Here is a 20,796-nt window from a genome sequence, read left to right as displayed (position 1 = left end):
CTAGGGCCTGTCGTCGCCTGAACGGACTGGCGGGGCTTGCGTTTCCTCTCTTCAAGGCAGGAGGGATGATGCTGAGCGACGCGCAATGGTCTGAGCTGGAGCCGCTGGTCGAGGCGTGCCGTCCGAAGGCCAAGACGCCACCGCAGGACCTGCAACGCACGCTCTCGGCCATTCTCTGGCGGCATCAGAACGGGGCGAAATGGCGGGCTATTCCGGAGGATCTGGGTCCTTGGTGGCGAGCCGCACAGATCTTCATCCGCTGGTCCCGTGCTGGCGTCTGGGAACGGCTCCTCAGCCTCGTGCAGGAGCGCGGGGTTCAGCTCGGGATGGTGTTCCTCGATGGCACGACCATACGCGCGCACCAGAAGGCGGCCGGGGCCGCCAAAAGGGGGGATCTGGGGCCGAGCGAGACACTCGTGAGGCTCTTGGCCGATCGCGTGGCGGCTATGGCACCAAGGCTTGCGTGATTGCCGACGGGCGGGGCCGCGCCATCGCCTTCCGGCTGGCACCGGGGCAGGCGCACGAGCTGCCCCATGCGGTTCCATTGCTCGACCAACTGCCAAGCGTGCCCAAGTGGGTGGTCGGAGACCGCGGCTACACCAGTCACGCCTTCCGCGAGCACATCTGGGACATGGGTGCGCGCCCCGCGATCCCGCCTCAGCGCCATGAGACCCCCGTCGCCTGCCCGGACTGGATCTACAACAACCGCAATCAGGTCGAGCGCCTCTGGGCGAGGCTTAAGGAATGGCGTGCCATCGCAACCCGCTACGAGAAAACCGCCACCAGCTTCATGGGCGTTCTGTCCCTCGCCGCAGCCCTCGACTGGCTCAAGCGATGACACGCCCTAAATTACCTTCAGCGCAGCACCAACGCTTTAGATAGAACTCTGGAATGTAGTGATGGCGGGATGAAACCTGTGTCTGGGGCATGTGTCTGCATTTCAATCAGCACTCCTCCCATAGTAACTAATTATGCCTTGGCTCTGGTGGTGTTTCTGGCGTTGCACTACCTCGCCCACGAAGCCGTATTCGATACGGTGATCGGGCTCGTCAGTTGGCTGGTGATCTGAAGCTTACGGGAACGATTGGCGCTCACCTGGATCGAGTTTTCCCCACGGATCCGCACCCGGGACACAAGCCAAATCCGTGCGCCATCGCCCTAGGGTTGCAATAGGTTAACGAATGGTTAAGCTCGTTACTTAAGTACCAACAGTGGGGCGGCACATGAAACACTGGATTTCGCAGCGCGAGCCCAACCCGGCGGTGCAATCTCTTCCCAGCCTTTCAGCCCTTAAGATCGCCGAGGATGAGGCTCATCAAGAACGGATGCGGCGGCTCCACAATGCCCGCGCGAGCCAACGTGCGGCACGCCATCACCGGATCAACGGGGCGGCCCTGTGACCATCCTCGACCCGGTCACCGGCAAGCTCGTGACGATCAAAATCCCCAAGCCACGCCCCCAGCGTCTGCGTTAGTCGCGAGTGCGAGCGCTTCGGTTCGGCAATCGATGCCACAGCGAACACCCGGGGATGCCGCCTCGTGGGGCCTTCGGAAAGTGTTCTGAGCCGGGCCTTCGTTAAGACCTCGTGTCTAATATGGCACCCTGATTAGGGTGTCGCTGCTTGGCCATGCCCGATCACGAGCGGTCGCAAAGCGGTATGGGCGAGCTGGTCAAGACAAGGAACCTGGCTGACCGCCTCGATGCTTGGTCGGCATGGACGACTTGGACGGTGCTCGCGGCTGGTGGCCTGGCGTTGATCAGCGCTGACCACTTCTTCCCGGCCGTGGGTATGGGGCCGCTGTTCATCCCATTGATCGCGCTCGCCGGATGGCGGCTCGGCCTGCGCGCGAGCTGCTTCGTCACCGTCCTGGCGTGCCTGCTGAATATCTTTCCTCATCACGTCCACGAGGTCGGTCTCAACCCGAACGTGGCCGTCGCTCGGGGGATCATCCGTTTCAGCGCGTATGGCTTCACCGTCGTGGTCATTCACGCGTTGCGGCGCGCTTACGACCGCGAGCGCGTCCGTGCCACGCACGATGCGCTGACGAACGCCCTGAACCGGGCGGCGTTCGAGCGGGAGCTGGAAACCTTGCTCGACGGTCGTGAACCCGGCAATCGGGCGGTTGCGCTGGCGATGATCGACGTGGACGACTTCAAGCGCATCAACGACGCGCATGGTCACGGCGCCGGCGACCATGTGCTGCGCGAACTGACAGCGGCCGCGTCGCGCGCTCTCCACGGGCGGGGGCGCCTCTACCGGCTCGGCGGGGACGAGTTTGCCGCGCTGATGCCGATCGCATCCACTGCGGCGGGCCGGCCGACGATCGAGCGCTTCCACCAAGATCTGTCGGCCGCACTCGGACGATCGCGGTATCCGACGACGGTCAGCATGGGCGGTCTGATCTTTCAGCCCAGTCCATCGTTGGATCGGGCCGCGCTGATGCATGAAGCCGATGGCCACATGTACGTGGGCAAGGCGGCGGGCAAAGGCCAAGTCCGCATTGCGGCGCTCCGGTCGATAGCTATCGCCAACGCCGATCCAAAGCCGACGGGTGCGGAGCTGCTTCCGGCCGTGTGAACCGCGGTGGCATTCACGGGATCCGCGCGATCGCTCAACCGGCATTGATTTTCATGACCAGCTTCAAAACGGCTGGAAGGTATGCCGATCACGACGTAAAGTGCCTATTAACCAAGTAATCGCGCCTATTGCGTTAACCAATTCGTAAGACAGGTTAATTGATTGTTGACGCGAAGCTCGGCCGTGTGAGCAAATACGTACGCGGGGTGTTCCCCGTCTGCGTAGCGTCAGGGTTCAAGCATGCGTCGGCTTCTAGTGCGGTGGCGCTCGATCGGCCCATCCCTCGCACTGGCCCCCATCGCCACCTTGACCGGCATGGCGCCGGCCAGCGCACACGTGAAATGGTTCTGCGCCTACGACATTGCCGGCCAGCCACGTGGACTCGAACAGGTTCTATGCCCCGATTTCGAATGGCTCACCGGGCTGGCGCTGGTCTGCCTGATGATGGGGTGTCTTGCGGAAGGTACTCAGCTCGGGACGGCGCTCATGAACGCGCTCGATCGCGTGACCGCCCGGATCCGGACCGACACCGAGCTGCTGGTCCGCTGCACGCTCGGCTTCTTCCTCGTGTCGCTTTGGACTTTGGGCGGCATCATCCTCACGCCGGAGCTAAAGACCGATGCGAGCTGGATCCCCTGGCTGCAGCTCGCCATGGCCGTGTGCCTCATCTGGCGCCGAACCATGCCACTCACCGGCCTCGGCATCGTCTTCCTGTTCAGCTTCGCCACCATGCAGTACGGCGTCTTCCACCTCGCCGATTATCCCGTGTTCCTCGGCGTGGCCGCCTACCTGGTTCTGAACGGCCTCGGCATCAGCCTGTTCGGCATCCGGTCGCTGGACCTCGTGCGCTACACGGCTGCCATCACGCTGATGTGGGCGAGCGTCGAGAAGTGGGCGTACCCGCAGTGGACCGATCCGCTGCTCGCCGCCAAGCCCGCGATGACGATGGGTGCCACGCCTGAGCTGTTCATGCAGTCGGCTGGCGTGATCGAATTCACCTTAGCCTTCGCGCTGATCTGGACGCCGCTAGTGCGGCGCATGGCGGCGATCATCCTGGCGGCGATCTTCGTCTCGGCGGTCTTCGAATTCGGCAAGGTAGACGCGATCGGCCATTCCGGCATCATCGTGGTGCTGCTCGGCATCGCCGCCGACGACACTCGGGCGACCGTGCGGATCCGCGATGTCGCATGGGCACCAGTGTACTACGCCGGTGCGCTCGCGGTCTTCCTAGCGCTGTACTACCTCGGCCACGAAGCTCTGTATGATACGGGTCTGCGGTTTCCCGAACTGGCCAAGCTGGCAGTGATTTAAGCGCGGCTCCATGAAGCGGTGCCCGGGCCGCGTCGCCAGAACGCTCTGATATCCTCACCGCGGTTCAGCCGATCGTCGGTTATGTCGCCGAAGCCCGGGCGAGGTCCGAGACTGACTTTTCACTCAAGTGATAGTACCGCCACCGTCCACACGGATGTCCGACCCCGTCGCGAACGGGGTGGTGGCGAGGAACAGCACGGCGTTGGCAACGTCCTCGGGTTGGCGCACGCGCCGTGCCGGCAGCTTCTCGGCTGCGCCGGCATACATGGCCATCCGATCCTTCTCCGGCATGCGAGACCAGAACGGCGTCTCGATCAAGCCGGGCGAAACGGTGTTGACCCGGGTGGGTGCCAATTCGAGCGCCAGCCCGCGCGCCAAGCTTTCCAGCGCCGCATTGATCGCGCCTTGGAGTGGGGCGGCGGCCTGGGGTCGCTCGCTCATGAAGCCCGTGATGAACGTCAGCGTGCCGCCCTGCCTGATCCGCATGGACCGGGCGATCCGGTACGCACCCCAAAACTTGCTCTCCATGGCCGCCTTTCTCCCGTTCCTCGGATCGGCATGCGGGTCGTCAGTTTGCCCGCGCTCGGCCTCTTCGCGCCACGCATAGCGTTCTGCCTGCACTGCCTTCGATCTGGGCACGTAGAACCCTTGCGCTGCTGCCAAACATCGTTGATCGGGTCACGCGGTGCGAGACCCTGAGACACCTCCGAATGACCCGACTGGCTGACCTCCAAAGCGATCCCGCATTCCGGCAGGCGGTGCTGGCCGTGCGGGGTGCCTCCAGCACTCTAAGCGGCCGAGAAGTGACCGAGGCGGAGGCTCAGTTTCTCGTTGGTATCGCGTTGGCGACTTTCGCGAATGCCGGCGGCTTGGACGAGCCGAGCCTCGGCCATCTCGCGCGGTTCTCAGGTAAGCTGGGTCCGAACGAGACCGTCGACAGCTTGACGAAGCACTGAGGGATCGCCCCTTCCGATATGGGCAGGGGGCTGCTCTGACTGCCTATCCCATTAGGATTGTTGCAATCACCCGCCGAGCGCGCTCCAGGTCGAGTTCCGCTTCAGCCGCAGCAGCCTCGGCTTGGGCCAACATGTGAACGGCTCGAAGCAGGGGCGAACCCTTCGTCATCGCGGCCAGTGCCTCAACAGCGACCTGATCGACCTCCACGAGGTTCGAGGTGTCGCCAAGCAGCAGCCCAAGGCGGTGCTCGCAATGACGCCCTTCCGTACCGTCCGAGCAAGTGCAGGTGAACCGGATGCCGCGACCAGTGCTCGTGGCCTCCATGCGATGGATCTCGCTACTGCCTGGAGCGCGCACAGAGAACAACAGGGCCGGCATGCCACCTCACATGAGCAAGGCCATGGGCCGGCGCTTCGCGGTGTCCAGTTCCCCCGCACACGCCGACCCTCACGCAACCGCCCGGCCAAGGCTTCACGGGCGAGCCCCGGGGAACTGGCCCAGTTGCGCCTGTCGTCGCGTACTTGCCCGCCACGGGCCCTATGGTGTCGCGAACACCTTGGGCGCGGTGGCGGGAAGAAGCGGGGCTCTAGCAGGCCTCAGCTAACCTGTCGCGTTTCTATGACGCGAGGCACCTCAGATTGTCGCGCTTCACAGCCTGACTCCGCTCCGCCTTCAGCTCGCGCTCGGCCATGAGCCAGAATTGCAGATCGTAGCCGACAGGCCGGTGATGCCGGTCCCAGATGTCGTGGGCCCGCGCGCGGATCTCATCGTCCGCGATTACGGGTTCGGCAGCGCGATCGACGGAGCGATCCTCGCTCACCTGCTGACCCCACCTGACCCGCCGAGTGCTGAGAGCATCACCCCGTCACTTCCGATCTCGGACCCGGTATAGCCCAGCAGCTCGGCGAGCTGGGTCCGGGCGCGCCAGACGCGGCTCTTCACGGTACCGACCTGGCACTGCATGAAGGAAGCGGTCTCCTCGTAGGTGAGGTTCTCGATCGCCACGAGGACCAACGCCTCCCGCATCACTGGGGCGAGCCGGTCGAGGGCGGCACGGACGTCTTGGAGGTCAAGGCGCCCGGCTTGATCCGGTGCGACGGCGAGCTGAGCGGTGTGGCTACCATCCTCATCCTGCACCTCACGGCGTTTACGCTGGCTGGTGTAGAAGGCATTGCGCAGGATCGTGAAGGTCCAAGCTTCGAAGTTCGTACCCTGCTCAAAGCGCGTTCGGGCGCGCCAAGCTCGCAGGAGGGCGTCCTGTACGAGATCGTCAGCGGCCGTTGGGTCTCGGGCGAGCGAGACCGCGAAGCGCCGTAGAGCCGGGACTACGGCGACGAGGAGCCTTTTGAACTCGGTATCGCTGCGAGCACTCGCTTCGCCAAGAGCTGCATCGAGCTTGGCCAGCAGTTCGACAAAGCGGCCTGTAGCCCTTAGCTCGGCATCGTCTTGGGTGTAGGCAGCCGCCAGTAGGCTTCCGAGGTGTCTCTGGATCTCGTCCGAAAGAACGGGCTTGGATTGGTCCAGCGCTGCGCCGGCACGATCCGGAAGCTCCTCAGTCTCGTCCGCGCTCATCGTGAAAGGCAGCTCGAAGCGCGCGTCATCATCCCCGTTCCATTCGTTCGATAGATCGGCCGCTCACATACCCTCACAGCATAGCTCGGCCAGTGCGACCAACCGCGCGAATTCTCATCCTGCCTGATCGGTCGAGGTCGCCCGCCGCCTCTCGGCAGCCCTTCTTCGGTTCCGCATCCACAATCTGCTTCTGTGGATCTCCCCTATCCGTGGGGTGAGTCCTTTTGCACCCTATGCTGCCCAGCAGCGCCGGAGCTGCGGAACGCCCTCTTCGCCTGAGCCACTGCAGCCATTCCCGGCTGATGATGCGCACCACGTTCGGGTCGGACTTCCGACCCTGGTGACGCCGCTCCTGGATGGTCAGCAGGCCGTCGCCCTCGGCCAGACGGATCGCGGCTTGAGCGAGTCGCCGGCACACACCCGCCCGGGCGGCGATGGCGTCGATGCACAGCCCGCACGCGCCGTTGCGGGCGACCTCGTCCCCGACGATCCGTAGGACCGCGAGCTGCCCGGTCGTGAACCTGCTGGCGAGGGCTGGCGGCACCGGGCCGGAGCAGGCCAGCCGGCGGCGACGCTCGATCGCCACGGATCGCTCAGGAGCCCGCTGGAGGCGCTTCGGCGGGAACAGCGTCACACGGCCGAGCGGAATGCCGACGGGCGCCACGGCCTCGCGGATCGCGCTCCTGCGGGTGTGCAGCGCCTCGGCGAGACCTTGCGCCTCAGAGTCGGTGACAGTCTCGCTGGCGTGGGCCTGCCAGATGGTGCGCGACAGGTCGTCGAGCTGCGCGAGTGTCCGCGCGCCCTCGATCGCCGACCGCATGGTGGCGTGAAACATCAAACCCGGTCCCTCACGGGCCGCGGCTAGGGTCCAGGCAAAGCCTTCCCGTTGACGGAAACAGGTTCCGTCTTGACTCCCGAGGGGGAGCTATGGCTTGTGGGGAGCAGTGATGCGGGCCCCACAAGGCCTCTGGGTTTTCAGCAGCCTCTTCCTTGCCGGGAAGGGGCTGTTGGCTTTTCAGGGTCTATCTCGCGGCGATGGTCTCCTGAATGGCGGCCGCGACTCGCTAGAGCGGGTGCGACCGTGACCGCCCATGTCGGCCGGGCGGCACGGTTAAGTCAACGTCAGGGGATAATCAGCGCGCCTATGACTGCCGGACCACCGACTGTCGCCGACCTGCGCAAGGTGGGCATCATCGCCAGCCACGAGGTTGTCGCGGCGATCGACGCCTACATGCGGGATCCGGGGATCAGACCCTATCGCTTTGCCAGTGGACACAGCCTCGACGTCGCCGCGCTCGTGAATGCCTCGCCAGCCTTCGCGATGGTTGGACAGTCCGGACGCCGCGAGACCACGTTCAGGACAGTGCTGGCGGCGGCCATTATGTCCGCGCATCCGACCCCGCCGTGATCCTCGCCCGCACGGCCCCGGCCCGATCTGCTCATGGGGCGGGGGAGCGCTGCGCCTTCTGGCGCTGGAGCCAGCGATCGGTACACTGATGGGCGATGCACAAACTCGCACCCACCAGCCTCTCTCGCCTGCAAGCCCTCTCGACGCTGGGACCGCGCTTTTACCAAGTCTCCGTCTACATGCGACGGCTGGAGACCCTCGGGCTGGTTGCAGCCACTGGCCGATCGGATCCGGCGGCCGACAGCGTCGAGTACAAGATCACCGACACGGGCCGTGCCGAGCTTGAAGAGCGGTACGGATCATCCCCGCCAGCGCTCAAAGACGATTGAGGCTCAACCTCGTCGCTGTGTGCTCATGGGGCGGGGGAGCGTCCGATCTCACGAGTGATGAGCCGAGCCGTTACGCAACGCAGGGACAGAATGCACGCAGTCAGTTATCGAGCCATTAGCAAGCTGGCCCTGGAGACGTCCCGGGTCGCGATCGTTTCTAGTAGGCACGCTCCGGAAGGCGAGCACCAAGGAAAGCAGAGGATGAGCGAGGAGGACTGCGAGTTCGAGCACTCTCCGCTATCCGGACCCGTCACACGAGATGGCGAAACGGTCGAGGTCGAGATCTATCGCCTCCCAGGTATGCCGGAGTGTTGGCGCATGGAGGTGGTCCATCCCTCCGGCTGCATCCGATGGGACAACACGTTCGCAACTGACGCGGACGCTCGCGCTGCTTTCGACGCGATGATCGACGCTGTCGGTATAGCTTCCTTCGTCGGCAATCGGCCCAGGGCGTGTAACTGATCGCGGGGTCGCGACACGAAAGAGCCCGCCGCGGCGAACCGGGCGGGCGAGGTAAGGGAGGCGCCCCGAATGGCTTCCGGACGTCTAAGGCATTCCTCACGGCGGATGGTTAATGAAACGCTAGCGCGCCGCGGTACGGTTGCGGTTCGATGAGCCCCGCGCCATCGCTGGCACATGATCCGATCCGAGCTCGTCGCCCGCATCGCTGCTCAGAACCCGCACCTGTACGCACGAGAGGTTGAGGCGGTGGTCGAAGCCATCCTCGACCGGATGACCGAGGCACTGGCGGACGGCGGTCGCGTCGAGCTGCGGGATTTCGGCGCGTTCTCAGTCCGGGACCATGAGGCGCGGACCGGCCGCAACCCGCGCTCGGGTCAGAGCGTCACCGTGGCTGCCAAGCGGAACGTGCATTTCAAGCCAAGCAAGGCCATGCGGGCGCGTCTGAACCTGAGACCGAAGGACCTAGTGCGTGAGGTGGAGCGACTACTGCCGGCTTCATAATATTGCCTGCGGTATCTACTTCTTCGCCCGAAACACGACCGGAATGGAGAAAGTCAGCCCCTCGTCGGCAACCAGTGGCGGCGGCGGCGGTACCGGATCAGAGCGCTTCATCATGGCCAACGCTGCATCATCTAGTGCGATGTCACCCGAGCCCTTGACCACACTTGCCGATACTACCCGCCCGAGACGGTCTAGCATGAACGTCACCGTCACTTGGCCGGTCGGACGCCCCACTCCGCCAGGGTAGCGCTTGTGCCTTTCGAGATGGGCCAGAAGCTGCTTCTGCCACGTGGTGCGGATGCGCCGCGCGCTCTCGCCGGTCCCCAAGACTGGAGCGGTCGAGTGTGGCGCCTCTTTCATCGTCTCCGAAGTCGGCGCAGCGGCAGCCTCGGATGCGACTGACTCCATCGATGGGCTGGTCTCGACCGCCTTGACCTTGGTCTCGTCCTCTTGCGGTTTGCGCGTCGCATCAGGCGAGACGATCCGGTCCGGATCCTCCGTCTCGGTCGGCACGGCCTTGGGCAGTTCGGTCGGGTCGTCGACGGCCTTCTGCTGCACCACGGCCGGCGCAGCGGTGGCGTCGTCCGCTTCCGGACCGGCGGGGAGGTCGGTAGGCTCGTGCCGTACCGCCATCATCTCAAGACCGATCTCCAGTGCGTTCGCGCCGAGGTCGTCCGGCTCGTCGGGCGGTGTGTAGGTCACGGCCAGCACGATCCCGCTCGCGTGGAGGCCAAGCACGAAGGCACCAGCTGCGAGCCAAAGCGGCCAGCGGCGCCCGGCAAGCCCGTATTCGAGGCGCGCCTCGCCTGTCACGGTTTTAGCGGTGGCAAGGCCTGCGTCCCGCCCCTCACCTCTCCCGCCGACCCGCCGGGCAAACCCTCCAGAGCGACGAGAGCGACCTTGAGATAGCCACCTGTGCGCAGGATCTCCAGGACATCCATCAGCTCGCCGTAAGGCACCGCGCGGTCGGCGCGCAGAAAGATGCGACGCTCCTTGTTGGGATCGCCCTGCGCGTCGAGGACCTTGGCGAGATCGATCCGCTTGACCTGTGCCTCACCGACCGCAACCGCCAGATCCGCCCTGATCGTGACATAGGTCGGCTTGTCGGGCTTCTTCTGCGGAACGGCGCTGGAAGAAGGCAGGTCGATCGGCAGGTCGACTGTCGAAAGCGGGGCGGCGATCATGAAGATGATCAGCAGAACGAGCATCACGTCGATGAACGGCGTGACGTTGATCTCGTGCGCCTCACCGAACTCGTCGCCGTCATCCTCGTCGCCGCCCAGTGCGATGGCCATGACCGTCTCCGCTCACTCAGCGGCGCGGGCGAGCGGCGCATGACGCCCGGCCGCTACGCCGTGGTCCAGGTCGCGTGACAGCAGCCGTATCGTGGCTCCCGAGGCGCGCTGCACGAGGTCGCCGTAGCCGCGGGTCGCCCGGGCGAAGTGGTTGTAGATGATCACCGCCGGGATCGCCGCGGCGAGCCCGATGGCGGTAGCAAGCAGGGCTTCGGCGATGCCTGGAGCCACCACTGCGAGGTTGGTGGTCTGCGCCTTCGAGATGCCGATGAAGCTGTTCATGATGCCCCAGACGGTGCCGAACAGCCCGACGAACGGTGAGATCGCGCCGATCGTGGCGAGTGCCCCCATGCCGCGTCGGGCTGTACGTCCCTCTGCCTTAACGATCTCCAAGCAGCGCGAGACGGCCCGTTCCCTGATGCCGTCCGCCGGGCCGGGCGAGATCCGTATCTCGTCGCAGACCGCCGCGACGAGCCGGTCGAGCACCGTGCGGCCGCCGAGTGCCTCCCCGGCCTCGGCCAGCGAGCCTGCGCCGGCAACGCGACCGAGGGCGCGGGTGAGCGCACGGCGGGCGAGCCCCAGCTCGATCGTCTTGGCTACCAAGATCGTCCAGGTAATCACCGAGGCCAGCGCCAGCCCAGCCATCACGATCTTCACCAGGATGTCGGCATTCAGGAACATCGACCACGGTGATAGCTCGTGACCGGCGGGCGCCGCTGTCCGGATGCCCGCCCGCTGAGGCAGGTCCGGCGCCGACTGGACCTCGGTTTGAGGGACCTGCTCAATGGGAAGGCCCCTCTCGGATGGGCGCGCGGGCTGTGGTGTCGCGGGAACGGCTGGCGCTGCCGCAGTTGGCGTTGGGGTACCCGGCGACTGCGCGAGAGCCGGCCCTGACAGAAGCCAAAACGCGGCCAGCAGGATGCGACCCACGGGGGCGACAATGGACGCTCGGCCTGTCGCCCTCCGACCCTCCGGCTCTTGGCATCGGATCATATCTCGGCCCAGGTCCGGATGAGGTTGTGGTAGATGCCGGTCAGCCTCACCACCTCGGCGTGATCGCGACCCAGTTCAGTCACAAGGCCCTGGATGGCGGTGTCCAGATCGTAGATCAGGCTACGACCCTGGGGGCTGCGAACCATGCTCTGGAGCCAAAAGAACGAGGCCACCCGCGTACCCCGGGTTACCGGCGTGACCATGTGCAGGCTGGAGGCCGGGTACAGGACAAGATCGCCGGCGGCCAGCTTCACCTCCTGCGAACCGTAGTAGTCCTCGGCCACGAGCTCGCCGCCGTCATAGGCGTCCGGCTCGGCCAGAAACAAGGTCACCGACAAATCGGTGCGGATACGCATCCCCGTCGCCGGATCGCCGCGCACGGCGTTGTCGACGTGGATGCCGAAGTGATGCCCCTCGCCGTAGCGGTTGAACAGCGGCGGGAAGATGTGAAGCGGGATTGCGGCCGAAACGAACAGCGGGTTGGCCAGCAGCGCCTTGACGATGCGACCTCCCAGATGACGAGCGACCTCGCCGTTTGGCGGGAGCTGTTCGTTGCGCTTGACCATCGCCGACTGGGAACCCGCCGTCGAGCGACCATCTTCCCATTCGGCCGCGTCCATAATGCGGCGGAAATCAGCGACCTCCGCCTTGCTCAAGACCTCCGGGATACAGATCAGCATCGATCAGAACTTCGTCTGCGCGATGAGGTACACTGCCCGGCCAGGAGCGATGAACGCAAACGGCGCGTCGCTGCGGTAGAACGCGTCGTAGTAGCGTCGATCGAAAAGGTTCTGACCGTAGAGCTTGACGTTCAGGTTCTCGTTGACCTTGTATTCAAGGAAAGCGTCGAGTCGCCAGTAAGACGGCAGGACGTTGGCGTTGGCCGCGAGAGTGCCGCCCGAGATGCGCGAGTTGTTGATCGCCTGGGCCCCGAATTCGAGCCACGGCGTGATCCTGTACTTCGACAGCATGCTGAACGAGCGATGTGCGATGTTGGCGAGCCGGTTGCCGATCACCGTGGGGTCGCCCGACTTCGTGACCTTAGTATCCATCGCCACGTAGCCGCCGAACACGCTCCACTCGTCGGTGATCTTGCCGGCGACCTCCAAGTCGACGCCCTCGACCCGGTAGGCCGCGTCGGCCGCAATGACCTGGGCGGTGCCGAGCGTCTCGCGGGCGTTCTCCTTGAGCGTGCGGAACACGGCAAACGTCGCAAGAAGGCGTCGGTCAAACAGCTCGGCCTTTACGCCGACCTCGTCGGCAGTGTTCTGCTCTGGCGCGAAAACTTGGTTGCCGGTGAAGGTTGCGCTGAGGCCGCCATAGGCCGAACCGGAGGCGTCGAGTTCGGCCCCGACTGGGTTCGACGAGGTTGCATGGGCGCCGTAGACGCTCAGCCAAGGCTGAGGCTTCAGCGTCAGACCGATGTTGTAGTTCAGGTTACCCGAATGCACGCGCGCCGAGCTCGTACCCTGTGTCGACGAGATGTTGTAGTCGTCATAGCGGACACCGCCGTTGAGCAGAACGAGGTCCTCATAGTTCATTGTTTCGATGAGGTATCCGGCCTTCGTATCTACTGGAATATAAGCCGGGTTACCAGTTAGATATGGTTTGGTACTGAAAGGTAGAAAGTTGGGTGGCGCCAGGATATTGACGCCGGCCAAGCTCCCAGTACCGCTGAAGATACCGGTGGTTCCGAGGTTCGAATTCTCAGAACGCAGCCCAGCGTAGGTATCACGGCTGACGGCCTCGCGGCTGAACTCGGTGCCGAGAACCGCGGTGTGCAGGATCGGGCCAGTCACAAACTTGAAGGTTGCATCCGTGGTGTCGGCCACGACGTCGACGGTCTGGTAACGGCTCTGAGGGTTGAGGCTCACCGTCGTGCCATAGAGATTGCCGTTGCGCGGTATGACCGGCCGTTCTGGCAGCGTGCCGACGTAGTCGAGGACCGAATGACCGGCGCGGAAGCGGTTCGTGATCTTAAAATCTTCGCTGGGCGCATATTCCGACACAAGCGTGCCGATGTCTTGTTGTACGCGATAGAAGTCACGGTTGACGAAACCATAGTAGGTATCGCGCGGAACGATGCTCTCGGTAAACGGGCGTCGCGCTTGTGCGTTAAATGGCACGCCGAAGTCCGGCAGGCTGTTCAGATCCGTGTGGAAGTAGTTGGCGTTGAACGTCCAGCCGTCGGCGGGCTTGAGCGTCACCGCGACGGCGGCACCGTTGCGGTCGTCGAACACATATTTGCGGCCCGCTACGTTGGCTTCCTGGTACAGGCCGTTCACACGGATCGCGAGGGCCGGACTCACGACTTGGTTGAGGTCCAGCGTGATGCGCCGGGTATTGTCGGTCCCGAGTTGCCCCTCCGACTTGTAGAAATCGCCGAACGTCGTCGCCTGCTTGGTCACGATGTTGACCGCGCCACCCGCAGTGCCGCGGCCCGCGAAGCTTGAGGCGGGGCCGCGCAGGATCTCGATCTGCTCGGTGAAGAAATTCTCGCGCACGCTGACGGAGGGATCGCGGATGCCATCGACGAACACGTCGTTGCGCGCATCGAAGCCGCGGATGAAGAAGCGGTCGCCGAAGGCATTGCCACCCTCGCCCGTACCGAGCGTGACACCCGCCGTCGTGCGCGCGATCTCGCGGAAGCTCGTCGCGTTCTTGTCGTCGATCACCTGGCGCGTCAGCACGGTGATCGATTTCGGTGTGTCAAGGATCGGCTGTGTGAAGCGTGGGGAGGCGACGTTGAGCGCTTGATAGGGGGAGTTTGGGTTGGCGTAGGGGTCCCTGCTCGGATCACCGACGCCTTGAGCCGGAGCACCGGTTCCTGTCGATGTGCCAACGCTTGGAGCCGGCGCTACGACCGGCGGGGCTGTCACGCGCCGCTGTGTTCGAACAGCCTGTCGGAGGGCGGTACGAGCCTTAACTTGTGCTTGGCTCGGCTTCGGCGCCGGTGGGCGAGGCCGGGCAATAGGTGCATCCACAGTCATCGGAGGCAGCGCTGTGGCAGGCCCCGACTGTGCTTCCGCGCTGCCAACTGTTCCAGCAGCCGCGCATGCCAAGCCCAACGCTCCCCTTGATGTAGAGAACGTCGGTTTGCGGCCACCCATCGGATGTTGGCGCAGTGATGTCGGAATGCATGACTGACGCAGCACAGTATTCTCGCCTCCAATCACCAGCGTTGGTAACGCTTGGCAATAGACAAGCGTGAAAGCTATCTGTAGATCCGAGTCAAGAAGCCAACATTAGAACTGTAATAAGAAGCCAGTTCCCAATAGGGCTATAAACGCTGTTTCGCAGACCCGCCAGTTTTGATCTATTACAAATAACAACTGAAAAATTATCGACAATCAAAAAAACGTTGCAGTATCAAAGAGTTATCTAACCTCCTCGAGATCTGCCGACCCGCGGGCGAGCAGGCGTGGGACGTTGTTACATGATAGCAACAATCAACAGCCTTGCGCGGTCAGTAGCACGCATAGCGGATTAATAACGCAGGTTTGTCGTAGACGAGATCCACCGAACCCTTCCGCCCACGCGATCCGCCGGGCATTCAATCCTCACTTGGCGGCTTCATGAGCGAGAACATTTCGTCGATCGCACCGAGTGCCCGCGCGCGTATGGCCGCGTCATCGTCAGATCCGGCTATGCGAATACCGCGCACCACCGCCTGGATTTCATCACGAAACTCCGTAAGAAAACCGACGGGATCACGTTTCTCTCCTGCCATGCGCGCGATGACACCGGTAAGCAGGATCTGCAAACCGAGCATGCGGCCGTTAAGTTCGTCCACGGCACCCCTCCTCAAGCCGACGTGCTCTTAGCGGAACCAGCTTCGCCGGTGCCAACGCAGGCCTCCAGTCGTCTTTCCTCTACGCCAATTCGAGCAAGTCGAGGAGCGCCACGCCGGCCGCCGAGATGACGTTGCCCCAGCCGCCCCAACGCAGTGGCTCAACGCGGATCACGGTCGCCTCGGCCGCCACTTCCGGCAGCACGGGCGCGGCAGCTTCCTCCTGTTCGCGGTCTTGATCGCCGCCCCGCATGTAGACGACCTGCGAGCCGGTGGCGTTCTTGGGCGCGGCCAGCGAGGGCTCGTCGGCCCCGCCGTCCTCGCGGTCCGTGTCGCCGTCGAGACTGTCCAGAACCGCGATGATCCGATCCGCCGCGTCGAGGGCGGTCTGTGCCGCTTCCTCCAGGCTGGCGCGTAGCGCGGGGCCGGCGAGAGGCGCCAGGACCTCGGGAGCATAGGCGACGGTCTGCTCGTCGGTGCCGTCATCGCCTGTGTGTGCGGCCTACATGGGCCACAAGGCTAGCATCTCAGCTGACAGCCGATCGGCTACGGCCGGCGGCGTCAGCGCAGTGCTGCTAGACAGTCCGGCGACCTCGCGCAGGACCACGCGGGCCAACCGCTTATCGTCTGAGAGCGCGTTTTCCTCTATGGGTGGGCTGCGGAAGTTGACCGACCGCTCGCAAGCGGGCGTTCCATCTTCGACCCATGTGAGCCGTAGGAACCGCCGTCGGCGCCTCCGGAAAGCGGTCATTCACCAACCGCTCAAGGACTTCAGCTTGAGTGGTGATCCGTCATTGGACCGTCGCTTAAAGCAGACATTTTCCTCACCCATTGTCGGCGTTCATCGCTCAATGGTGCGCCACCAACATCCAGACAGCCATGGCGACCATCATCAAGTTCTCGGTCAGCGAGATAAAGCCAAGCGGTACCTTGCTCGATCCGCCGACGCAGGCGCACTTGATCTCGCGCTTATCGACGTACACCGCCTTGAACACCGATGCCGCGCCTATCGTGCCGATGAACAAGGCTACGGGGATCGACAGCCAGTTCAGGGCGCCCCCCACCATCAGGACGCCAGCCCCGGCTTCGAGGTAGGGATAAGCGTAGGCGTAGCGCACCCAGCGCCGGCCCAGCAGGTCGTAGCCCAGGAACATCGAGGAGAAGGTTTCGACGTCCTGTAGCTTCAGCAGGGCGAGCACGCACATGCTGAAGGCGATGAACCACTCCCCCGCCCGGAGGGTCAAAGGCGTGTCGTAAACGGCGTCGCTCGCCGCCAGGGCCATCAGGGCGGTGATCGAGAACACCGCGACGACGGGCCTGTAACTCGTGGCGTTCGGGTCATTGGCGGCCTTGCCGAAATGGTGTTGTAGGTCGTCGAAGCCGCCGACGCGCTTGCCGTTGATGAAGGTTTGGGGGGTGCTCTTGACCCGGTGCTCGGCCTTGAAGCGATCCGTGTCCTCGCGCGTCGTCAGCCAGTGATCCTCGACCTCGAACCCTTGGCGTTCGAGGAGGTCCTTAGCCTTTAGACCATAGGGGCAGACGTGCTGGGGCATGACCATGCGGTAGAGATCAGCCTTACGGGCGGCCGTGGTTTGCATCGGAGCCTCCGTTCGTGATGCGCGACCGGACCGCCTACGTGCCTTCGGGTAGGGGCAGCGGGACGGAGCCGGTCGCTTGGAGTTGAAGACCTTCATGAACCTTCCCATTATGGTAAGGTCAATGGGATATAGACGCGATGAACATCGGACAGGCGAGCCGAGCCTCCGGGGTGTCGCCTAAGATGATCCGGCATTACGAGAGCATTGGTCTCGTACCCCCGGCGCAGAGGCGCGATAGCGGGTACCGCGACTACGGCACCGCCGACCTGCACCGGCTCGGTTTCATCCGGCACGCCCGGGACCTTGGGTTCTCGCTGGACCGCATCCGCGTGCTGCTCAGCCTCTGGGGCGACCCGGACCGCAGCAACGCCGATGTGAAGGCCATCGCGATCGCGCACGTCGAAGAGCTTGAACTACGGGCGCGCCAGCTCAACGAGATGGCCGATGCCCTGCGATCCCTTGCTGATGCCTGCGATGGGGATGGGCGTCCAAACTGCCCGATCATCGCCAGCCTGGAGACCGGCACGGCTGTTCCCGCTTGCCACGCGGGCACCCCAAAGGGAGCCACCGAACCACCGACACCGCGCAGGAAAGCCAGTTCCGATAGATGAGCTGGCCGGCTCTCGTGCTTCTCGGTCGATAATTGCTGGAGGTGCCACACCAGGGTGGCCAGAAGGGCGCCCGAGCCTTGTGCATTGGGTTGGAAGCGGCTGTCAGGATCGGTTCAGAAGAGGGCGGCATCAGACCTTGTAGCGCACGAATTGACGCCGAACCGGACCCACTGTTACGCGGGTAGCATCTAGACCTAGACACCCATCAAAGGCTGAGCTTGGGCCTCATCGCGTACCTGACGAGGGTCGTCCTTCTTACCGTCATGCTGACGGCCTGCGGCGTTGTTGCGTCCGCGCAGGCGCACGAGGGACACGGCGGACCCCATGCCGTCATGCATGACCATTCAACGCACGTCGGCACTGCTGCGGGCGGCGTTACGGTCGCGGCTACGATCAGGGCGAGTTCCACCCACCACGGCTGCCACGACGGGATGCCCGGTTGCCCGTCCTGCAACGTCGGAGCAGCGTGCTGCTCGCCAGCCTTAACCGGTGACGTGATCAGTGTCGTCGGCCCAAGCGATCGTAGTCGCCGGATTACCTTCGCAACGCCGCCGATCCTGTCTGGGCGAGAGCCCGAGCAGCCAGCCAAACCTCCGAGACCGTTCGGCGCCTGAGCCGCCGCCCTCGAGGGTCGTCGCGGCGCATCTCCGACCATTCCAGTTCTTCGCCCGCGATCCGCTGTCGAGCGGTCGATGGGGCGTATTCCATAGGACGTACCATGCGATATCTCGTTGCCGCAGCCACGCTGCTGGCCGCCACTACGGCTGCGTGGGCCCAGCACCAACACCATATGCACGACGCTGGGCCGAAGGCGGCCGCGGCGCAGACGTCGGCCACGCAGGAGTTCGTGGCCGCCCACCACAAAATGATGGCTGCGATGGATCAGCCGTACACGGGTGATCCAGACGCGGATTTCCGCATCCAAATGATCCCGCACCATCAGGGCGCCATCGACATGGCGCAGGTTGCGCTTCGCCGTGCCAAGGATCCGTGGACCCGTCAGCTCGCTGAAGCGATCATCGTCGAGCAGCAGCGCGAGATCTACGATATGCGCAGCTGGCTAGCCCGGCACGGCTACGTCGCACCTTCCGGTGGCGAGCCGGTCCATGTGATCGGTTGGAACTCCTACCGAACCCTGCCGGCGAATGACGGGTCTCTGCAGGAAACGCAGGGCCAGTCGTGGACCCCCGGATCGGGGCTGTCTCTGCAAGGACGGTAGTCGAAGATTGACACGGCGGGCTGGTACAGTCCCGCCGTGCGCGGATGCTGACCGTGAAGCCGTCCTCAACCGTCACGAACCAGCCGCGACACCGTCTGATTGGAGTTATGGGCTGGCACGGCAGCGACGTCTGCTTCAGGTCATTGCTGATCGAAAGCGGACCAACGGATACTCCACCCTTCTCGGCCCTCCGCAGCCGGTCTATGGACGGGGGCGGCAAGTCGGTAGGATCAATGGTGCTCAAGAAGATCATCGACGGCGCTTATCTCGTGCCGATGGGCAACGCCAACGCCGTGCTGCTCGATGCAGGTCCAGAACTGGTCCTGATCGATGCGGGGTTTCCGGGAAAAGCCAACAAGGTTTTCGATGCAGTCGCTAAGCTCGGGCGCAAACCGAGCGATATCAAGCACCTCGTCTTCACCCACGGCCATCCCGACCACATCGGCAGCGCGGTTCCGCTCATTCAGGCGACCGGCGCGCGGACATACATGCACGCCGCCGATGTGCCGATGGTTGAGAGCGGTGGGCCGTTCCGGCCTATGAAGCCCGCGCCCGGTCTGATCCGTAACTTCATGCTGCGCATCGTCTTCGACGAGAAAGAGCGCACGGTGCCGTTCCGCATCGACCAGCACATCGCTGGTGGTGAGACTTTGCCACTCGTTGGCGGTCTTCGGGTGATCCACGCCCCTGGCCATTGCGCCGGTCAGGTCGCGTTCCTGTGGCAAGAGACACGGCTTCTGATCGCGGGCGACGTGTTCATCAACATCCTCGGCGCGGGCGATCCGATCGGGTTTGAGGACGAGGCAGAGGGTCGGCGCAGCCAACGCAAGCTCGCTGCGCTCGCGCCACAGGCAGTTTGCTTCGGGCACGGCGGGTCGATCGTGAAGGACGCTGCGAGCCACCTTGAGCGAGCAGCAACACGTCGCTGAAACGAACGGATTGCCTCGTGTAGGTACCCCGCAATCCGCCCATTCCGGTCGTGATCATCGTCCGTCAAAAAGCCTGCAAGTGGACCTTCAGCGGGACTGCAAAGGACCGGAAGCGGACTCAATTGCACCACAGGCGATGTGATCGGATTGGGTTATCCCTGCACCGAGAAGCTCATGCCGATGGCGGTCTTCACCATCGTGCGGCGCAGGCCCGGCTTGGTCTCCTCGTCGGCCAAGAGCTTCTTGGCCTGCAGGTGCATCTCGATCGCCTTGGCCACGTCGACGGTGTGGCCAGACTTGAAGACGAACGGCGGCACGCCCTCGTCCTTCAGGTAAGCGGCCGTCGCAGCCTCAATCTCGTCGTCCGTCACCTCGGACTTGCGTCGCAGGTCGCCGACGCTGGGTATTTCTTTGGCCATGCTGGGGAGTAGCGCGGGGCCGGTGACGCGTTGATCGGATCACGGCAACCGCGCAACAAAAAGCCCGGCCTTTCGGCCGGGCGAGTTGGGTCCCTTTGCACGGGGACATCGAGATCAGGAAGCTTTGGGAACAACCGGTCTCGATCTGGGAAACTAGAAGTCGCGCTGGACGCGGAAGCGGACCTGCGAGACCGAGTCCTGCGTGGCGGTACGAACCGCGAAGGTGCCGTTGTTGATGCCGGCGATATTGGCGTAGGCGGTCGGGCTCTTGTCGAGATCGATCGCCCGGCCGTTCTTCAGGCCGATCTGGGTATAGAACGCCTCGACGCCGATATCGAGATCCTTGACCGGCGACCAGATGATGCTGCCACCCGCCACGAACTGGTAGGTGTCGCGCAGCGCCTGGCTCAGGTTGTAGAACCGGGTGCCGGGCGTACCGACCGCGTTCGAGCCGAACGGGTTGCTGCCGGCCAGACCGCTCACGAGGCTGTAGACCGCGCCCTGGGCGAGGCGGGCGCTGTTGGAGAAGCTCTGCTCGCCGTAGGAGCCGAAGAAGGCCGAGCGCCATTCCGGCGTCCAGTAGTGCAGGTACGACGCGACCGCCGTGAAGCTGGTCGAGGTCTGCAACTGGCCGGTGAAAGGGTTGATGGTCGCGTCCGAGAAATACTGGGCGAACTTCTGGCCCTGGATGGTCGTGGTGCTCTGGGTGTACGAGCCAGTGTAGGCGGAGTAGCCGGTGTAGAGCTGCGCGCCGTCGCCGTAGGCACCCTGCAGGTACAGGGCGTCGCCCGGGGCGATGAACGGCGTGTTGATCTTCAGGCCGC

24 protein-coding genes and 1 pseudogene are annotated in these 20,796 nt (G+C 64.1%); 10 read left to right on the top strand and 15 right to left on the bottom strand.

The window, feature by feature from the left end; all coding sequences use genetic code 11:
• Positions 1–68 precede the first annotated feature (68 nt).
• The 3 genes from OXS49_RS26075 (at position 69) to OXS49_RS26065 (ending at position 3,889) form a co-directional block, all read left to right on the top strand.
• Positions 69–838, top strand: a protein-coding gene (locus tag OXS49_RS26075) for an IS5 family transposase (RefSeq protein WP_267427573.1) whose coding sequence is annotated in 2 segments (ribosomal slippage) — positions 69–384 and positions 384–838 — 771 coding nt in all. Because the reading frame shifts where the segments join, the coding sequence is not laid out codon by codon here.
• Between the two features lie 789 nt (positions 839–1,627).
• Entirely contained in the window at positions 1,628–2,578 is a 951-nt protein-coding gene (locus OXS49_RS26070) for a GGDEF domain-containing protein (protein WP_267427572.1), read from the top strand.
• 315 nt (positions 2,579–2,893) lie between these two features.
• Complete coding sequence (locus OXS49_RS26065; RefSeq protein WP_267427571.1) at positions 2,894–3,889, top strand: hypothetical protein; 996 nt, start codon at positions 2,894–2,896, stop codon at positions 3,887–3,889.
• A gap of 123 nt (positions 3,890–4,012) precedes the next feature.
• Here the strand turns inward: OXS49_RS26065 and OXS49_RS26060 are convergent.
• A pseudogene (locus tag OXS49_RS26060) lies at positions 4,013–4,426 on the bottom strand (SDR family oxidoreductase); the annotation flags it as partial.
• A 173-nt stretch (positions 4,427–4,599) separates the two neighbouring features.
• Between OXS49_RS26060 and OXS49_RS26055 the strand changes: the two are divergent.
• Positions 4,600–4,845, top strand: a complete 246-nt coding sequence (locus OXS49_RS26055; RefSeq protein WP_267427570.1) for a hypothetical protein — start codon at positions 4,600–4,602, stop codon at positions 4,843–4,845.
• A 43-nt stretch (positions 4,846–4,888) separates the two neighbouring features.
• On the opposite strand, the gene OXS49_RS26050 is transcribed toward OXS49_RS26055, so the two are convergent.
• The 4 genes from OXS49_RS26050 to OXS49_RS26035 all read right to left on the bottom strand — a co-directional run bounded on the left by OXS49_RS26050 (position 4,889) and on the right by OXS49_RS26035 (position 7,253).
• Positions 4,889–5,224, bottom strand: a complete 336-nt coding sequence (locus OXS49_RS26050; RefSeq protein WP_267427569.1) for a hypothetical protein — start codon at positions 5,222–5,224, stop codon at positions 4,889–4,891.
• A gap of 238 nt (positions 5,225–5,462) precedes the next feature.
• Positions 5,463–5,666 carry a DUF2934 domain-containing protein gene (locus tag OXS49_RS26045; RefSeq protein WP_267427568.1) on the bottom strand — a complete coding sequence of 68 codons (204 nt, stop codon included), beginning with the start codon at positions 5,664–5,666 and terminating at the stop codon, positions 5,463–5,465.
• Positions 5,663–6,418 (bottom strand): sigma-70 family RNA polymerase sigma factor, encoded by a 756-nt coding sequence (locus tag OXS49_RS26040; protein WP_267427567.1) that lies wholly within the window; start codon positions 6,416–6,418, stop codon positions 5,663–5,665. The genes OXS49_RS26045 and OXS49_RS26040 overlap by 4 nt, the downstream gene beginning before the upstream one ends.
• A gap of 73 nt (positions 6,419–6,491) precedes the next feature.
• Positions 6,492–7,253 (bottom strand): hypothetical protein, encoded by a 762-nt coding sequence (locus tag OXS49_RS26035; protein WP_267427566.1) that lies wholly within the window; start codon positions 7,251–7,253, stop codon positions 6,492–6,494.
• Between the two features lie 309 nt (positions 7,254–7,562).
• Here OXS49_RS26035 and OXS49_RS26030 point away from each other — a divergent pair, with 309 nt between their 5' ends.
• The 3 genes from OXS49_RS26030 (at position 7,563) to OXS49_RS26015 (ending at position 9,118) form a co-directional block, all read left to right on the top strand.
• A complete protein-coding gene (locus OXS49_RS26030; RefSeq protein WP_267427565.1) occupies positions 7,563–7,826 on the top strand; it encodes a hypothetical protein in 264 nt (87 codons plus the stop codon).
• Between the two features lie 95 nt (positions 7,827–7,921).
• The gene (locus OXS49_RS26025; protein ID WP_267427564.1) at positions 7,922–8,155 is read left to right on the top strand and encodes a hypothetical protein; all 234 of its coding nucleotides are present in this window, start codon (positions 7,922–7,924) and stop codon (positions 8,153–8,155) included.
• Positions 8,156–8,791: 636 nt separating this feature from the next.
• On the top strand, positions 8,792–9,118 hold the full coding sequence (locus OXS49_RS26015) for an integration host factor subunit beta (RefSeq protein WP_267427562.1): 327 nt from the start codon (positions 8,792–8,794) through the stop codon (positions 9,116–9,118).
• Positions 9,119–9,133: 15 nt separating this feature from the next.
• On the opposite strand, the gene OXS49_RS33720 is transcribed toward OXS49_RS26015, so the two are convergent.
• The 8 genes from OXS49_RS33720 to OXS49_RS25975 form a co-directional block, all read right to left on the bottom strand.
• Positions 9,134–9,931 (bottom strand): TonB family protein, encoded by a 798-nt coding sequence (locus OXS49_RS33720; protein ID WP_267427561.1) that lies wholly within the window; start codon positions 9,929–9,931, stop codon positions 9,134–9,136.
• Positions 9,928–10,413: a TonB system transport protein ExbD gene (exbD, locus tag OXS49_RS26005; protein ID WP_267427560.1), complete on the bottom strand. Its 486-nt coding sequence runs from the start codon at positions 10,411–10,413 to the stop codon at positions 9,928–9,930. Before exbD ends, OXS49_RS33720 begins: the two co-directional genes overlap by 4 nt.
• A gap of 12 nt (positions 10,414–10,425) precedes the next feature.
• Entirely contained in the window at positions 10,426–11,406 is a 981-nt protein-coding gene (exbB, locus tag OXS49_RS26000) for a tonB-system energizer ExbB (RefSeq protein ID WP_267427559.1), read from the bottom strand.
• Positions 11,403–12,086 carry a Fe2+-dependent dioxygenase gene (locus OXS49_RS25995; RefSeq protein WP_267427558.1) on the bottom strand — a complete coding sequence of 228 codons (684 nt, stop codon included), beginning with the start codon at positions 12,084–12,086 and terminating at the stop codon, positions 11,403–11,405. The genes exbB and OXS49_RS25995 overlap by 4 nt, the downstream gene beginning before the upstream one ends.
• Before the next feature lie 3 nt (positions 12,087–12,089).
• Entirely contained in the window at positions 12,090–14,285 is a 2,196-nt protein-coding gene (locus OXS49_RS25990; RefSeq protein ID WP_267427557.1) for a TonB-dependent siderophore receptor, read from the bottom strand.
• Positions 14,286–14,959: 674 nt separating this feature from the next.
• Positions 14,960–15,199 carry a hypothetical protein gene (locus OXS49_RS25985; RefSeq protein ID WP_267427555.1) on the bottom strand — a complete coding sequence of 80 codons (240 nt, stop codon included), beginning with the start codon at positions 15,197–15,199 and terminating at the stop codon, positions 14,960–14,962.
• Between the two features lie 79 nt (positions 15,200–15,278).
• Complete coding sequence (locus OXS49_RS25980; protein ID WP_267427553.1) at positions 15,279–15,401, bottom strand: hypothetical protein; 123 nt, start codon at positions 15,399–15,401, stop codon at positions 15,279–15,281.
• A gap of 643 nt (positions 15,402–16,044) precedes the next feature.
• Positions 16,045–16,794 (bottom strand): glutaredoxin, encoded by a 750-nt coding sequence (locus OXS49_RS25975; RefSeq protein WP_267427552.1) that lies wholly within the window; start codon positions 16,792–16,794, stop codon positions 16,045–16,047.
• 137 nt (positions 16,795–16,931) lie between these two features.
• Between OXS49_RS25975 and cueR the strand changes: the two genes are divergently transcribed.
• From cueR to OXS49_RS25960, 3 genes are all read left to right on the top strand, one after another.
• Entirely contained in the window at positions 16,932–17,405 is a 474-nt protein-coding gene (cueR, locus tag OXS49_RS25970) for a Cu(I)-responsive transcriptional regulator (RefSeq protein WP_267427551.1), read from the top strand.
• Positions 17,406–18,123: 718 nt separating this feature from the next.
• Positions 18,124–18,624 (top strand): DUF305 domain-containing protein, encoded by a 501-nt coding sequence (locus OXS49_RS25965; protein ID WP_267427550.1) that lies wholly within the window; start codon positions 18,124–18,126, stop codon positions 18,622–18,624.
• Positions 18,625–18,857: 233 nt separating this feature from the next.
• Positions 18,858–19,553, top strand: coding sequence for an MBL fold metallo-hydrolase (locus OXS49_RS25960; RefSeq protein WP_267427549.1), 696 nt, complete (start codon positions 18,858–18,860; stop codon positions 19,551–19,553).
• A gap of 152 nt (positions 19,554–19,705) precedes the next feature.
• Here the strand turns inward: OXS49_RS25960 and OXS49_RS25955 are convergent, their stop codons facing one another.
• Complete coding sequence (locus tag OXS49_RS25955) at positions 19,706–19,972, bottom strand: hypothetical protein (protein WP_267427547.1); 267 nt, start codon at positions 19,970–19,972, stop codon at positions 19,706–19,708.
• Between the two features lie 153 nt (positions 19,973–20,125).
• Positions 20,126–20,796: porin (locus OXS49_RS25950; RefSeq protein ID WP_267427546.1), on the bottom strand; the 671-nt coding region annotated here is incomplete at its 5' end.

Source organism: Methylobacterium sp. GC_Met_2, from assembly GCF_026540795.1.
Taxonomy (GTDB): domain Bacteria; phylum Pseudomonadota; class Alphaproteobacteria; order Rhizobiales; family Beijerinckiaceae; genus Methylobacterium.
Note: the sequence above shows the minus strand (reverse complement) of the source record. Positions and strands in the feature narration are given on the sequence as shown.